The 15384-nt window shown below is 64.3% G+C and carries 10 protein-coding genes and 1 pseudogene; 4 read left to right on the forward strand and 7 right to left on the reverse strand.

Annotation, left to right across the window (positions count from 1 at the left end):
• Positions 1 to 85 precede the first annotated feature (85 nt).
• The 3 genes and pseudogenes from LF63_RS14945 to LF63_RS16340 form a co-directional block, all read right to left on the reverse strand.
• Positions 86 to 820: an MHYT domain-containing protein gene (locus LF63_RS14945; RefSeq protein WP_235205385.1), complete on the reverse strand. Its 735-nt coding sequence runs from the start codon at positions 818 to 820 to the stop codon at positions 86 to 88.
• 120 nt (positions 821 to 940) lie between these two features.
• Positions 941 to 1409 (reverse strand): pyridoxal-phosphate dependent enzyme (locus LF63_RS16335; RefSeq protein ID WP_235205386.1); only part of this gene is annotated, 469 nt, incomplete at its 5' end.
• 1 nt (position 1410) lies between these two features.
• Positions 1411 to 1858 (reverse strand): annotated as a pseudogene (locus tag LF63_RS16340) (pyridoxal-phosphate dependent enzyme); the annotation flags it as partial.
• Positions 1859 to 1930: 72 nt separating this feature from the next.
• On the opposite strand from LF63_RS16340, the gene pepN reads away from it, so the two are divergent.
• Together pepN and LF63_RS15385 are read left to right on the forward strand one after the other, a co-directional pair.
• A complete protein-coding gene (gene pepN / locus LF63_RS14955) occupies positions 1931 to 4564 on the forward strand; it encodes an aminopeptidase N (protein ID WP_043104448.1) in 2634 nt (877 codons plus the stop codon).
• A gap of 82 nt (positions 4565 to 4646) precedes the next feature.
• Positions 4647 to 5141, forward strand: a complete 495-nt coding sequence (locus tag LF63_RS15385) for a hypothetical protein (RefSeq protein ID WP_052395357.1) — start codon at positions 4647 to 4649, stop codon at positions 5139 to 5141.
• Positions 5142 to 5259: 118 nt separating this feature from the next.
• Here LF63_RS15385 and LF63_RS14965 read toward each other — a convergent pair whose 3' ends face one another.
• Positions 5260 to 5451, reverse strand: coding sequence for a hypothetical protein (locus tag LF63_RS14965; protein WP_043104451.1), 192 nt, complete (start codon positions 5449 to 5451; stop codon positions 5260 to 5262).
• Between the two features lie 609 nt (positions 5452 to 6060).
• On the opposite strand from LF63_RS14965, the gene mnmG reads away from it, so the two are divergent.
• Complete coding sequence (gene mnmG / locus LF63_RS14970; protein ID WP_043104452.1) at positions 6061 to 7938, forward strand: tRNA uridine-5-carboxymethylaminomethyl(34) synthesis enzyme MnmG; 1878 nt, start codon at positions 6061 to 6063, stop codon at positions 7936 to 7938.
• 55 nt (positions 7939 to 7993) lie between these two features.
• Here mnmG and LF63_RS14975 read toward each other — a convergent pair whose 3' ends face one another.
• Positions 7994 to 8599 carry a hypothetical protein gene (locus LF63_RS14975; RefSeq protein ID WP_052395359.1) on the reverse strand — a complete coding sequence of 202 codons (606 nt, stop codon included), beginning with the start codon at positions 8597 to 8599 and terminating at the stop codon, positions 7994 to 7996.
• Between the two features lie 240 nt (positions 8600 to 8839).
• Between LF63_RS14975 and LF63_RS14980 the strand changes: the two genes are divergently transcribed.
• The gene (locus LF63_RS14980; RefSeq protein ID WP_043104453.1) at positions 8840 to 10687 is read left to right on the forward strand and encodes an autotransporter domain-containing protein; all 1848 of its coding nucleotides are present in this window, start codon (positions 8840 to 8842) and stop codon (positions 10685 to 10687) included.
• Positions 10688 to 10825: 138 nt separating this feature from the next.
• Here the strand turns inward: LF63_RS14980 and LF63_RS14985 are convergent, their stop codons facing one another.
• Both LF63_RS14985 and LF63_RS14990 read right to left on the reverse strand, forming a co-directional pair.
• Positions 10826 to 11677 (reverse strand): DUF1481 domain-containing protein, encoded by an 852-nt coding sequence (locus LF63_RS14985; protein WP_043104457.1) that lies wholly within the window; start codon positions 11675 to 11677, stop codon positions 10826 to 10828.
• Between the two features lie 268 nt (positions 11678 to 11945).
• A complete protein-coding gene (locus tag LF63_RS14990; RefSeq protein WP_043104459.1) occupies positions 11946 to 15008 on the reverse strand; it encodes a TonB-dependent receptor in 3063 nt (1020 codons plus the stop codon).
• Positions 15009 to 15384 lie beyond the last annotated feature (376 nt).

The following is a 15384-nucleotide window of genomic DNA, read 5'->3' on the forward strand; positions in this document are numbered from 1 at the left end:
GTTCCTGATTCGGTACGCCAAGCCTAACCGGCCCTTTCTGCGGGCGACAGATGCGGCCGTTTCGGCGGCCGCACCAGGCCGTGCATCACGAGTCGATGGCGAACACTTCACGGTTGCGCAGTCCGGCGATCAGCACGCCGAGCAGCATCACCACGATGACTCCGAACACCAGCATGCCCAGGTACAGGCTGTCGATGCCGTGCGCCTCGGCGACCTCCGGCGTGCCCAGCACCGCGAAGCGTGCCGCGGCCATGCCGACGTAGTGCATGCCGCACACGGCCAGCCCCATGACCAGCGCGCCGAACATCGACTGCAGCACGCTGCTGCGCTTGTAGGCCATCCACAGCGCCGCCACCGACGCCACGATCGCGATCAGGATCGACAGCGAGGTGATCGCGCCGTTGTAGACCGTGGTCGCGGGCATGCGCATGGCGGCCATGCCCATGTAGTGCATCGCGGCCACGCCGATGCCCATGTAGGTACCCGCGGTCAGCAGGTTCAGGCGCGAATGATCGCCGCGCGAGGTCAGCGACAGGCCGATCAGGCAAGCGATGACGGCCACCACGGCGGACAGCGCGGTCAGGCCGGGCGCGTAGTCCACCTTGACCGGCATGTTCAGCGCCAGCATGCCGATGAAGTGCATCGCCCAGATGGCGCCGACACCGACCACCAGGCTGGCAAGAATCAGACGCTTCCAGCGTCGGGTCGTGTCGTGGATGTCCTGAATGCCTGCCATCAGGCGCAGCGCGGTGAACGACCCCAGCACCGACACCACGTAGGACATCAGCACGAGGACGTAGTCGTAGGAATGGTGAACCATGCGTATACCCCTGTTTCTAGTCATGGCCGCTCCCGCAGATGGGCAGCGACGACGCAGGTACGCAGTGGCGCGACTTCCGGATGCAGCGCGTGTGTGTAGCCAGGGCCGAAACGCGCCGGTTCAGAGGAACGGCAGCGCGTCCAGATCGACGTTGCCGCCGGTCAGCACCACGCCTACCTCGCGTCCGGCAAAAACGTGCGGATGCGCCAGCACCGCCGCCATCACGGTGGCGCTGGAGGGCTCGACCACCTGCCGCAATTCGCGCCACAGCAAGCGCATCGCGGCCAGCACCTGGGCGTCGGTCACGGTGAGCACGGCGACCCCGCAGGCCTGCAGAACGGCGAAATTGGGCGCGCCCACGGTCGCTCGCAAGCCGTCGCACACGGTGTCGGGCACGAAGTCGGTCACGCGTCGTCCCGCGCGCAGCGAGCGGGCGGTATCGTCCGCGCCGGCCGGCTCGGCCGCCAGCAGGGTCAGGTCCGGGCGAAGCGCCTGCGCGGCGATCGCGCAGCCTGCGGCCAGTCCGCCGCCGCCGACCGGCGTCAGCAGCATGTCCAGCGACGGGACTCCCTGCAGCAACTCGAGCGCCNCCGTGGCGTCGGCGACCCGCGCAGCCTCGGCCTCGCGCGCGGCCTGCGTCGGGGCGCAGCGATAGATTCGCGCCCCGGCGGCCTCGATCGCCGCGACCTTGGCGCGCACGGCGCCCTCGGGCACCACCACATGCGCCGGAATGCCGCGCGAGGCGGCGGCCAGCGCCAGCGCCTGGCCGTGGTTGCCGGACGAATGCGTGACCACACCGCGCGCGGCCTGCGTCTCATCCAGCGACCAGACGGCGTTGCACGCGCCGCGGAACTTGAAGGCGCCACTGTGCTGCAGGTGCTCGCATTTGAAATGCAGGCGCGCACCGGCCAGGACGTCCAGGGCATCGCTGCGCAGGATCGGCGTGACCCGCGCCCGCGCCGCCAGTCGCGCGGCGGCGGTGCGTACCTCGGCCAGTCCAGGCAGGGCGGCATGCTCCAGGTGATGCGATGCGGACATGATGACTCGTAAGTGTTTGTAAAGAACTGCCATGTTAGCCTTTGCGCCCCCACCCCACACCCCTGGTACTGCATGCCCGCTTCTGCATCCCTCGTTCGCCTGTCCGAGTACACCGCACCCGACTGGCGCGTCTCCAGCGTCGAGATGGAGGTCGATCTCGACATCGCCTCCAGCCGCATCCGCACGCGCCTGACCGTGCACGGCGACACGGATCGTCCGCTGCACCTGGACGGCGAGGATCTGGAACTGCTGGAGCTGAAACTGGATGGCGAAACGCTGGCCGACGCGCACTACCGAAAGACGGACAGCGGCCTGGAAATCGACGGCGTGCGCAACGGCAGCGTCATCGAGACGCTGGTGCGCGTGAAGCCGGCCGAAAACACCAAGCTGGAAGGCCTGTACCTGTCCGGCGCCGCCGACACCGGCTTCCTGCTGACCCAGTGCGAAGCCGAGGGCTTCCGCCGCATCACCTTCTTCCCCGACCGTCCCGACGTGCTGGCCACCTACACCGTGACCCTGCGCGCGGACCGCGCGCGCTTCCCGGTGCTGCTGGCCGGCGGCAATCCAGACGGCGCCGGCGATCTGGACGATGGTCGCCACTGGGCGCGCTTCGTCGACCCGCACCCCAAACCCTGCTACCTGTTCGCGCTGGTCGCCGGCCGCCTGCAGAAGATCAGCCGCGCCTACCGCACCGCCGACGGCCGCGACGTCACCCTGAACCTGTGGGCCGAGGCCGGGGCCATTGAGCAGTGCGGCTACGCGATGGACGCGCTGGAACGCGCGATGCGCTGGGACGAGCAGACCTACGGCCGCAACTACGATCTGGACGTGTTCCACGTCGTCGCCACCCATGACTTCAACATGGGCGCGATGGAAAACAAGGGCCTGAACATCTTCAACGCCAAGTACCTGCTGGCCGCGCCGGACATGAGCACGGACGACGAATACCGGCACGTCGAGGCGGTGGTCGCGCACGAGTATTTCCACAACTGGAGCGGCAACCGCGTCACCTGCCGCGACTGGTTCCAGCTCAGCCTGAAGGAAGGCCTCACGGTGTTCCGCGAGCAGAGCTTCTCGGCCGATATGAACTCGGCGCCGATCAAGCGCATCGAGGACGTCTCGCTGCTGCGCCGCGCGCAGTTCACCGAGGACGCCGGCCCGCTGTCGCATCCGGTGCGCCCCAGCGAATACCGCGAGATCAACAACTTCTACACCGCCACCGTGTACGAGAAGGGCTCCGAGCTGGTGCGCATGATCGCCGGCCGCCTCGGCGCCGAGCGCTTCCGCAAGGGCATGGATCTCTACTTCGAGCGTCACGATGGCGACGCCGCCACGCTCGAGGATTTCCTCGCCGCGCTGGGCGAGGCCAACGGCATCGATCTGACGCCGTACCTCGCCTGGTACGGCCAGGCCGGCACGCCGCGTCTGCGCGCGCTGGGCGAGTACGACGCTGCGCAGCGCCGCTACACCCTGACCTTGCGCCAGCGCACGCCGGCGACGCCGGGCCAGCCGCACAAGCAGCCGGTGCCGATCCCCGTCCGCGTGGCCCTGTTCGACCGCGGCGGCGCGATGCTGCCGCTGCAGCTGCAGGGCGAGACCGAAGCTTCCGGCCACGAGCGGGTGCTGGAACTGGACGGCGTCGAAGGCGAGTTCGTGTTCGAGAACGTGCCCGCCGCACCGATTCCCTCGCTGTTGCGCGGTTTCTCCGCGCCGGTCGTGCTCGAGCACGACTACCTGCCGGAAGATCTGGCCACGCTGCTGCGCGCCGATCCCGACGGTTTCAACCGCTGGGCGGCGGGTCAGCAGCTGTCGAGTCGCGCCTTCGACGCGCTGCTGGCCGGCGACGCCTCGTCGGCCGCCCTGCGCGCCTGGTGCGATGGGCTGGCCTCGCTGTTCGACGACACCGAACTGGATCCGGCCCTGTTGGCCGAGCTGCTGATGCCAGCCGCGGAAATCGAACTGGCCGAGCGCATCGAGCAAGATGTCGATCCCGATGCCGTGCGCGCCGCGCGCGAGGCGCTGCTGCACCACCTCGCCGAGCGTATCGGCGGCGATCGTCTGGAAAGCCGCTTCGACGCGCTGCAGTCGGTCGCGAGCGATGACCTCGATGCGGCCAGTCAGGCGCGCCGTCGTCTCAAGCAAGCCGTGCTTCGCCTGCTGCACGGCGTGCGTCCGCAGGCCGCGCTGCAGCGTGCGGACGCGCTGCACGCGCAGGCCGGCAACATGACCGACCGACTGCTGGCGCTGCAGATGCTGCTGCGGGGGCCGCAGGCCGACGCGGCGGCGAGTGCGTTCCGTCAGCGTCACCACGCGCAGCCGCTGGCGATGGATAAATGGTTCGCGGCGCAGGCCCAGGTCGCCGGCGCACAGACGCTGGACCGCGTGCAGGCGCTGCTGCACGACGACGCCTTCACGCTGCGCAATCCGAACCGCGTCCATGCACTGCTGGGCACGTTCGCGCGTAGCAACCCGACCGGCTTCCACCGCGCGGATGGCGCGGGTTATCGCTTCCTGACCGCCAAGCTGGCCGAGATCGACGCCCTCAATCCGCAGGTGGCCGCGCGCCTGGCGACCGCCTTCAACGGCTGGCACCGGCTCGAACCGATGCGCCGCGAGGCGGCGCACGACGCGCTGGCGACGCTGGCTTCCGGAAACGATCTGTCGCGCGACCTGGCAGACATCCTGCAACGCGCCCTGGAAGGCTGATGCGCCGTCTACCTGGGGTTAACGTAGGTCGGTCTAGAGTGAATCCGTGTTCCACTCGCGCACGGTGTGTCCAGGGGGTTGCATGAAACGCCTCATTCTCTCCGCACTGACCGTCACGGGCCTGCTGGCCCTGGGTGGCTGCGTTCTCACCCCGGCCTACCAGTACAGCGGCGGCAGCGACGGCTACTACTACGGTCAGTCGCCCTACGCCGCCGACCAGACGGTGATTTACGGCAGCGCCGGCCCCGTGTACTACAACGACCCCTGGTATACGCCGTATGCCTGGGGTCCGGGCGTCAGCACCAACATCTACTACTACTCCGGCGGGCACCGCCGCTATCGTTATGGCGACCATGATCGCCATGACCATCGCTACGATGGCGATCGTCGCCGCTACGACCATGACGGCGACCGCGACCGGCGCTTCGATCGTCACCGGAACCCTGCGCCGCAGTACCGCCAAAGCAATCGCCTCGGCGCGCGCGGCGTGGAACTGATGCACCGGCAGCAGCAGCAGAACGGGTCGACCTCATCGCGCCGCTCCGACAGCCGGAACGACCGCCGCAGGCACCGCTAACCGCGGATCGTCGCCGCAAAGCAAAACGCCACGCCGTGAACCGGCGTGGCGTTTGCGTAGAAGTACGGATGCGCCCGCAGAGCGCATCCATGAATCGGATCGTTGGGTCGTCGGCCGATCAGGCCGACAGGCGACGCACCGCGTCCTGCAGCTTGGCCAGACGCGACTCCAGACGCTGCTTGCGCAACGGATCGACGTCCCCCGACTGCAGGCCCATCGTTTCCATCGCCAGTTCCACGCGCCCCATCTCGATCAGCAGATCGTGATGCAGTGCCATGGCGTCGTTCTTGCGTTCTTCGTTCGAAAACATGGTCTATCCCCTGATGAACATGCATGGCGTGTTCACGTAGGTGAATGCATCAATCATGCCAAGCATCGATGGCGTCGAGCCGCCGTCTCACCTAGCCTTTTTTCCTATGGAGAACTGACGCAGAGCGTCGTAAAGTGCCAACAACCGCACACCATGTGCCCAAGGGGCGGAATGGAGTCATTGTCGGTTCACGATGATGCGTCCATGATCGGTCCCATGAACGGCAAAGGCTGACGCAGAGGGGCAGCCAAGCAAGCCGCTTACGATCAAAAAGTTTCTGGCACCCGGCACACGGTCATCCTGGATTCCCCCTGTTCCTGAGGACCGCCGGGTGCCAGATCCTTCCTTTTCCTGCTTGGGGCAGGGACTGCCGGATCGGACGGCAGGTGCTTCCCCTCGCCGGCACGCAGCCGGCCCCTGAAACCAGCCTCAGCGCGCGTTCCGCAGCGCCTATGCCCGGCGAGGGTGCAGGAGGAACGTTGCATAGTTCATGCCAAGCACGCGATCCACGGCGCGTCCCATCGATGCGCCGTGCGCATTCCTGCATGGCGCCGGCCGGCCAAGGCCCGCTAAAATACTGAACTTCCAGTCTTTCCACGCACACCTGCCATGCAGCATCCGCATTACTACGACGTCATCGTGATCGGTGGCGGTCACGCCGGTACCGAAGCCGCGCTGGCCGCGGCCCGCTGCGGCGCGGATACGCTGCTGCTGACGCACAACCTCGAAACCGTCGGCCAGATGAGCTGCAACCCGGCCATCGGCGGCATCGGCAAGGGTCACCTGGTGCGCGAAATCGACGCGCTCGGCGGCATCATGGCGCACGCTGCCGACTGCGCCGGCATCCAGTGGCGCACGCTCAACGCCTCCAAGGGACCGGCCGTGCGCGCCACGCGCTGCCAGGCCGACCGCAACCTGTACAAGGCCGCCATCCGTCACGCCGTGGAGCAACAGCCGAACCTGAGTCTGTTCCAGCAGGGCGTCGACGACCTCGTGATCGAGCAGGGCCGCGTCACCGGCGTGGTGACGCAGATGGGCCTGCGTTTTCGCGCGCGCGCCGTGGTGCTCACGGTGGGCACCTTCCTCGCCGGACGCATCCACATCGGCGAGAGCCAGTACAGCGGCGGTCGCGCCGGCGACCCGCCCGCGACCGCGCTGGCCCGCCGCCTGCGCGAGCTGCCGGTGGCCGCCGACCGCCTCAAGACCGGCACGCCGCCGCGCATCGACGGCCGCAGCATCGATTACAGCCAGCTGCAGGAACAGCCGGGCGACACGCTGACGCCGGTGTTCTCCTTCCTCGGCGATCGCCATCGGCATCCGCGCCAAGTGAGCTGCTGGATCGCCCACACCACCGAACGTACCCACGACCTCATCCGCGCCGGCCTCGACCGCTCGCCGCTATACAGCGGTCAAATCGAAGGCGTCGGCCCGCGCTACTGCCCTTCGATCGAGGACAAGGTCGTGCGCTTCGCCGACAAGACCTCGCATCAGGTGTTCGTCGAGCCGGAAGGTCTGGACAGCTTCGAGATCTATCCCAACGGCATCTCCACCTCGCTGCCCTTCGATGTGCAGCTGGAGCTGGTGCGGTCGATCCCCGGCTTCGAGCGGGCACATATCACGCGCCCCGGCTATGCCATCGAATACGACTACTTCGATCCGCGCGGCCTGCATCCCTCGCTGCAGACCCGCGCCATCGAAGGCCTGTTCTTCGCCGGTCAGATCAACGGCACCACCGGCTACGAGGAAGCCGCCGCGCAGGGCCTGATCGCCGGCCTCAACGCCGCGCGCCTGACCCAGGACCATGCACCCTGGACACCGCGCCGTGACGAAGCCTACATCGGCGTGCTGATCGACGACCTGACCAGCAACGGCACCCTGGAGCCCTACCGCATGTTCACCTCGCGCGCGGAGTACCGCCTGCATCTTCGCGAGGACAATGCCGATTTGCGCCTGACCGAGCGCGGTTTTGAACTGGGTCTGGTACCGGCCGAACGCCACGCGGCGCTGCAGCGCAAGCGCGAAGCCGTCGAACGCGAACGCGCACGGCTGCAGGCGCTGCACATCGCGCCGGGCCAACCGTTCGGCGAAGCACTGACCGAGCGTCATGACGTGCGGTTGAGCCGCGAGTGCAGCGCGCTGGATCTGCTGCGTCGTCCGGAGCTCGATTACGCGAGCCTGACCGCCATCGACGGCATCGGTCCCGGTGTCGATGACGAGGCCGTCGCGCTGCAGGTCGAAGTGCAAACCAAGTACGCCGGCTACCTCGAACGCCAGCGCGAGGAAATCGCCCGCCAGCAGCGCAACGAGCACACCGCGATTCCGGACGATTTCGACTACGTTCGCGTACGCGGCCTTTCCGCGGAGGTACTGGCCAAGCTGCAGCATGCGCGCCCGACCACGATCGGTCAGGCTGCCCGCATCAGCGGGGTCACGCCCGCCGCCATCTCGCTGTTGCTGGTGCATCTCAAGCGGCGTCGGGCCGCTTGATCGAACGATGGCCACGCCCCTTGCGGCGGCGCGGCCATCCAATCGCTATCGCGACTCAGAGGCCGTCGGCGGCATGCAGCGTCAGTTCCGCCTTCTGCTCGGCGCTGGCGCGGTTCCACTTCTGCATGTATTTCGCCTGCTTGGCATTCACGTCCGCCTCGTGCGCGGTGTACCACTGGTCCGCCGCCGGCGTCTTGATGACGAAACTGGTTTCGTGCTGCCAGCTCTGGAAGCGCTCGGATTGCAGCGAGTACTTCGCTGCCGGATCGTTGTGGATCGGCAGCAACGAGAAGCGCGCCTTGAACACACCCATGCGCGGCGCGACCAGCACGTAGTAGGTCTTGCCCGCATCCAGCGTCGCATTCATGAAGTCGCCGTTCTCGGCCACCACCATGAACAAATGCGTTCCCGGGTCGGCCTGGTAGGCCAGCTTGGTCTTCGCGGAAACGATGCCGATGAAGTCGTCGCCCTGCTTGCCGGTGTCATAGACCGACGACTGGATCGCGCCACCGAACGACGAAGGCCGCATGAAAACGACCAGGGCCTTCCCCGGCGCCGGCGTGGGCGCCGCGCCCGGCGTCTTGGTCATCAGGCTGGACATGCAGCCACTCAGCATCCACGCCACGGTCAGCGCCGCGGCCATGCGCACGTACTTCTTCATGAATCCCCCTATCCTTTGTGATGCGCAACCGTCCCGCACGCATGCTCCATGCCGCGTGCGCGTTGCACACCGCAAGACTATTCACAGCCTGGGGAAAGCGCAAACGCGGCACTTCTTCCGATACCGCATCGCAACATGCGCTGCCGTACGGACTGGATTATCGTTACGATTACGTTGCAATCACGCGCGCCCATGTCGGGCGCGCTCATAACAAGACGCTTGCTCAGGGAGAACTACGCAATGCCCCGTCTACGCCACCTCACCACGGCCATCGTCGCCACGCTGGCCTTCACTAGCGTCGCGCACGCCACCGACTTCAACAACATGGTCGTGTTCGGCGACAGCCTCAGCGACAACGGCAACCTGTCGCTCGCGTCCGGCGCCACCACGCCGACGCGCTTCACCACCAACCCGGGCACCGTCGCCGTCGAGAACATCGCCAACTCGCTCGGCTTCATGCTGACGCCCTCGGTCACCGGCGGCAGCGACTATGCCTTTGGCGGCGCGGGCATCAACAACAACTCCAGCGCCGGCCCGATTCCGCTGCTGAGCCAGCAGCTCGGCATGTACCTCACCGCCAACGGCGGCAGCGCCGATGCCCACACGCTGTACTCGGTCTGGGGCGGCGCCAACGACATCTTCTACGCCACCTCCGGCGCCGTCGCGCAGGATCAGATTCCGACGATGGTCGGCGCAGCGGCGGCCGGTGAAGTGAACCTGCTGGGCCAGCTGCATGCGGCCGGCGCCAAGTACGTGCTGGTGTTCAACCTGCCGGACATCGGCAAGACGCCGTCGGGCCTCGCCGCGGGTGCGTCCGCCTCGAGCAGCCTCACGTCGCTGTCGCTGATCTACAACGGCGTGCTGAGCACCGGCCTGAAGCAGCTCAGCGCGCAGGGACTCAACGTGATCCCGGTCGACAGCTACACCCTGCTGACCGAAGTCATCAACAATCCCCAGGCCTACGGCTTCACCAACGTCACCGATGCCGCCTGCGGCCTGGCCTCGACGTCCCTGCAGTGCGGACCGGCTGGTTCGGGCCTGCCCTATTCTTACCCTGACGGCGCGCAGGACAGCTACGTCTTCGCCGACGGCGTGCACCCGACCACCGCGGCGCACCGCCTGCTGTCCCAGTACGTGATCGCCGAACTCAACGCACCCGGGCAGCAATCCCTGCTCGCCGAAGCGCCGCTGGCTTCCAGCGCCGCTCACCTGCGCACGGTGCGCACCAACGCGCTCGACTCCCTCGGCGCCAGTGACAGCCGCCTGTTTGCCAACGTGACCTACGGCAACCAGGACTTCGACGCCACCGACAACTCGCCCAAGGCCAGCAGCAACAACGTCAACCTGACCCTCGGCGTGACCGCACCGGCCGGCGACCACGTCCGCATCGGCGCCGCCCTGGGCGTGTCGCGCAACAATGCCGACATCAGCGGCAACCGCGGCGGCTACAAGCTCAATTCCGTCCAGGCGACCGGCTTCGCGTTCTATCACGTCGGCGGCGGCTACGTCGGCGGCTACGTCGGCTTCGCACAACTGGACTACAACGATGTGCAGCGCCGCTTCCAGCTCGGCGCGATGCAGCGTACCGAAGCCGCCCGCACCGATGGCTCACAGCTGCTCTCCGGCCTCATGGGCGGTTACGATTTCCACGCCGGCTCGCTGCGCACCGGACCGTTCGCCCGTCTGGAATGGCAGAAGGTCAAGGTCAACGGCTTCCAGGAATTCAGCGGCGACAGCTCCGCGATGTGGTTCGATGCGCAATCCCGCTTCTCCTTGCAGGAAACGCTGGGCTGGCGTCTTCGCGGCGACTGGGTGGTCGGCGAGCTGACCATGCATCCGTACGCCGAGGTTTCCTGGACCCGCGACGAGCGCGCCGGCGCGCGTACGGTCGAAGCCGGCCTCACCGGCATGAACGGCAGCTTCGCCTTCACCGGCTTCGTTCCGGACAAAAGCTGGGGCAATGCCGATGTCGGCATCATGACCGAATTCAGCCCGACCACGTCCGGCTGGATCGGCTATCAGGGCCATTTCGCCGACAGCAATCAGAAGATCAACAGCTTCAACATGGGCTTCAAGATCAACTTCTGATCGCAACCGATCGTCCGGTCGCCAACAAGGGCGACCGGGATTGGAGATTTGCCGACAGTAGATAAAAAAGACCGGGCGATATGCCCGGTCTTTTTGTTTGCGCACCGTGTCGCGCCGAAGCGGCGCGCAGGGCGTTCGTCAGCGCTTCTTCTTCGCCGGCGACTTGTCGCGCGCCAGCTTGAGCATCGCTTCGGCCGAGCTCTTCAGCTGGGCGGCCTCGTCATCAGACATGGTGGTGGTCTTGCCGGAAGCCTGATGCTCCTTGACCACCAGATTGCCGGCATCGTCCCAGCCCGCACGCATCACTTCGCTCGGACGCGCGTTCTGGCTCGGCTTACGCTGCATCACCACGTACCAGGGCTTGCCGTCCTTGTAGGCGTAATCGGTGTTGGCGAAGCCCTTGTCGCCGTAATCCGTGTTTTCCCGCACGAACACGATCTTGCCCGCTTCGTTGCGGAAGGTCTGCCAGCCGTGCGACACGTCCTTCTCGAGCTGACGACCATTGCTGATCTGGTAAGCGCCGAGATTCTTCTTCAGCTTCTCGAAATCGCCGGTCATCTTCTCTTCCGGCGTCTCGTTGGCCGCCAGTTTGATGTTGACCTGCGCCGGCGCATCACGCGTGATGACCGGTGCCTGCACCGGCATGTTGAAGGTGCGCTCGCCATCGGTCAGCGAGACCTTGACCAGGTAGATATGCGCCGGATTGATCTTGGTCGCATCGAAATCCAGCGTGAACTGCACCGGCATCTGATCGACCGGCGATATCGTCTTCGTCGCCAGCGGCTGGGTGCCATCGGCCGAAGCATCGACCAGTTCGATCTTCATGCTGGCCTGCTGCGACAGTTCGCGCGGTTTCAGCAGACCGACCGTACCCGAGACGCTGTGTACCGCCTTGGTCGCCGCCTGATTCGGATTGTCGGAAGGAGTTTTGTTGCAGCCAGCGGCACCGAGCACGGCCAGCATCGTCAGCGTCAAGGCGATCCTGCGCATGGATTGAAACCTCTTGTGAAACGTTGTGTCAGGGCAAAAAGACGTCCTCACCAAGAGCGGAGAGTGAGCGACGCTTGATGGGGGAAGCTCCAAGCATAGCGGGAACAAGTAGGGAACTGAAGTCTAACCTATACACCACCCCTGAAGCTTGAGGGAATGGGAGGACCCGGTGCTATTTCACTCAGATGTGTGAGGAACAAAAAAAAGCGCCACCCTTGCGGGTGGCGCTTGAAATTGACTCGCTAAAATTCGCAGATTCAGCTTTACATCAGTAGTCGTAAGACGCTGAGAGCTGAATCGAACGCGGAGCCTGGAAGTACAGACCAGAGTCGTACGTGTTGCTGATGGCCAGAGAGTAACGCGGATGCAGATTCGGATCCGTCTGCAGCGTGGCTTGCTCATTGGTCACGTTGTAGATGTTCATCTTGAACGCCAACTTGTGATCAGCAAAAGCCGGTCGATAGGTCACGCCCAGGTTGAGCGTCTTGGTCCACGGCAGACGCTCGGAACCGGGGGAAAACACCTTGCCACGGCACCAGTGGTAATCGGAACCGTAACCCAGACCAACATCACTCTGATCCGGACCGTAGAAGCCCAGGCAGGACTTCGGACCACCGGACTGGATACGCAGCGTACCCGAAACCAGCCACTCCGGCGTTACCTGCCAAGCACCGTAGGCCTTGATCTGATGACGACGGTCATTGGCGAGATCGCCACCGGCACCGCTCATGATCTGGACGTAATCCCAATCCTCGGTTTTCGAGATATCGGTCTGTCCCAAGTCAGAACGAACCTGACCTTCGGCATTACCGTAGCTACGCGAGAACACATAGTCCACACGACCCGTCCACGTACCGTCGAACGGATGTTCCAGATACAAATCCAGCGCGTAGTACTTACGCTTCGGCTTCGGGAACGTACCCCAATCGGCGTTGGTCATGTTGACGCTGATCGAGCTGGAACCGTCCGCGGTCAGAACCTTGAACCTGTTCGATCCACCCGGATTGAACAGACGGCAACCCGGATCGGCCCACTGGTAATCATCCGGATTCAGGCCCATGGCTGCGATCTTGTCGGCAATCTTGCCTGTATCGCAAACGTCATCAATGATCGTCTGCAGCTTACGATACGTGGCCTTTGCACCATAGACCCAGTTCGGACCAAGCGTCTTGTCGAAGCCCAGAATCAACTCATCCTGGTACTGCGCACGCAGGTTGGTGGACGTCACAGTGCCCGGATTGGGAACCAAGCCATACTCGTTGTTCGACGAGACGGGACCCGGAGGCGGCGCACCATTAACGCCCGGGACTTCCTTCAGACCCGTCGGCTCACCGTTGGCATCAATGCCGGTGTAAGTGAAGTACTGATCCGTTGTGGTCGACGCCGTAGCGGCACGCTCACCCACAGCCTGCGGCAAGGCCAGGTAGTAACGACCCAAGTTGCCGTAAATCTTCAGCGAAGAATCGCCATTCACGTCCCAGCTGAAACCCAGACGAGGTTCCCACTGATTCTTTTCGTCGACAAAGTTCTGACCAATGTTGTTCTGGTTGCTGAACTCGTCATTACGAATACCCAGATTCAACAGCAGGTTGTCGCTGATCTGCCATTTATCCTGGATGTAGTACGCCTTTTGCTGCGCACCCAGGGACGTGATGGTCTTGAAGATGTCCTTGTAGACATAGTAGCCGTTACCACCGGCAGGCCCCACTCCCAGCGGCGCACGAATGTTGTCGCCCGGATTGGCCGAGCGAGCGTAGATCCAGACGTAGCCCGGACCCGAGCGCTGACGGCCCTGATCGGTAGCGCCGTAGGAAACGTTGTCGATACCGGCTTCCAGCAGGTGATCGCCCAGCTGATAGGAGAAGTCGACACGCAAGTTCTTCGACTTCTGCGCTGCATTCGGAGAACCGATTGTGGCAACCGTCTGGTTATTGCGGATAGCGGTGCCACCGGTGATCGCCGGATCCTGGCTCAGCGCGCCCGAGATGAACGGCAAGTCGGTCGCATTCGGAACAATCGTCGGGTTCTTGACGTTGGTATAACCGTACAGAACGCTCAACGTTGCCGCATCGCTCAGGTAGCTGGTGTAGTGGAAGATCCGGGTCTCGTACGAGTAGTCCAGATAACTCAGCGGACCCGAAGACGCCAGATCGGTCTTGGTATCGTTGTCGAAGAAGAAGCCTTCGCCATAACGGTTCTTCGCTTTCTGCTTCAGCTCGGTGAACTCGAAGACGTTGTTTTCGTTGATGTTCCAGTCAAGCTTGCCGTAGTACTTAAGGTCACGATTCTTGTAGTAACGGTCCTGACCGGTCGCAACGGACGTGTTGTTGCGCACACCGTCCTTGGTCTGTTCAGCAGACAGGAAAATGAACAGCTTGTCCTTGACCAGCGGACCACCGATATACGCCGAGTACTGGGTTTCCCAGCCCTTGTTGGCATTGCGGTACCACTGCAGGTCACCCGGCTTCACCTGATCGCTGGCGTAGACTTCGCCCGGCAGAGCCACGTTCTTGTAATAGGTGTTCTTCGGGTCCGCACGCAGCGAGCGCGGGGTCCATACGACCTGCCCGCCAAAGTGCCATTCATTCGTTCCACGCTTACCGACCTGATTGATCACGCCGCCATCGGAACGACCGTACTTGGCAGAGTAACCGCCCGTCAGGTTTTCCTGCTGCGAAATGCTGCCGTACGGCAGCTGGTAAGCCGAACCCGTGTAGTCGTAGAGCGCCGTGGTGTTGATACCGTTGACGTAGTACGCGTTCTCGGTCACGCCCGCGCCACCGAAAGAAACCACCGGGCCGGTAACAGAGTTACCGAAGGCACCGCTGCCACCCACAACGCCAGGAGCAAGCAAGGCGATGGACTCGGCGCTACGACCGATGGGCAGCCTTTCCAGCTGCTCGGCGGTCACAGTGAAATTCGAGCTCACGCTGGTCACGTCGATCGCCGGCAACGCATTCGCGTTGACCTGCACCGAACCCAGGTTCGTAGTGGATGCGAAGTCAACCTCGGTACCGGCGCCCACCGTGATGCTTACATTGTTGCGCGTGGAGACAGTCTCACCGCCTTTGCTCAGCGTGACGGTGTAGGTGCCAACAGGCAGATTGCCCACGGTGTAACGACCGTCGGCCGCAACCGAGACGGTACGCGTGAGACCAGATTCGCTGGTTACTTTGACGGTCTGGCCCTCAGCACTCGGCGCATTACCGAAAATGGCACCTGCAGTCGACTGCGCCAGAGCCACGCCGGTGAAACCGAGGCCAACGGCCAAGGCGACAGCAAGGGCATTACGACGAACGTGCGCCCCGCGTGCCTGATTACGTTTAGTCATTTCGATGATCTCCCCAGATCAGCCCAATTGGGCCATACAAAGCAAAGCAACCTGGCTTACACCGGTTACCTAGAACACAGCGGTCGTGTGGCAAGTCCCTGCTCCCTTTGAGCTTTGTTCAGAGAAAACATGCACTTGAAACCCAACCGCTGCAGATTAGCAACGACCGGCTACACCTCTCGAAATAGGATTCCGTGCCAGTCTGCGTTCCTGACGCTACCGCTGAACCTAACAGCATGTCAACACTTTCTTAGCAATTGCCCGCATGCGCTTGAAAGCACCCAGGGCTTCCAGCTCACGAGCTGTACGCCGCGGTGATCCGCCCCGCCCTGGCCGCGCACGTCCCGAACCGCTTCGCGACGCTTCGGCAACGCCA

Source organism: Oleiagrimonas soli, assembly GCF_000761445.1.
GTDB classification, from domain to species: Bacteria; Pseudomonadota; Gammaproteobacteria; order Xanthomonadales; family Rhodanobacteraceae; genus Oleiagrimonas; species Oleiagrimonas soli.

Excerpts from the sequence above, each read along its gene's own strand:
- pepN (WP_043104448.1), top strand. The coding sequence starts at position 1,931 with ATGCCCGCTTCTGCATCCCTCGTTCGCCTGTCCGAGTACACCGCACCC.
- LF63_RS14975 (WP_052395359.1), bottom strand. The coding sequence starts at position 8,599 with ATGAAGAAGTACGTGCGCATGGCCGCGGCGCTGACCGTGGCGTGGATG.
- mnmG (WP_043104452.1), top strand. The coding sequence starts at position 6,061 with ATGCAGCATCCGCATTACTACGACGTCATCGTGATCGGTGGCGGTCAC.
- LF63_RS15385 (WP_052395357.1), top strand. The coding sequence starts at position 4,647 with ATGAAACGCCTCATTCTCTCCGCACTGACCGTCACGGGCCTGCTGGCC.
- LF63_RS14980 (WP_043104453.1), top strand. The coding sequence starts at position 8,840 with ATGCCCCGTCTACGCCACCTCACCACGGCCATCGTCGCCACGCTGGCC.
- LF63_RS14990 (WP_043104459.1), bottom strand. The coding sequence starts at position 15,008 with ATGACTAAACGTAATCAGGCACGCGGGGCGCACGTTCGTCGTAATGCC.
- LF63_RS14945 (WP_235205385.1), bottom strand. The coding sequence starts at position 820 with ATGGTTCACCATTCCTACGACTACGTCCTCGTGCTGATGTCCTACGTG.
- LF63_RS14965 (WP_043104451.1), bottom strand. The coding sequence starts at position 5,451 with ATGTTTTCGAACGAAGAACGCAAGAACGACGCCATGGCACTGCATCAC.
- LF63_RS14985 (WP_043104457.1), bottom strand. The coding sequence starts at position 11,677 with ATGCGCAGGATCGCCTTGACGCTGACGATGCTGGCCGTGCTCGGTGCC.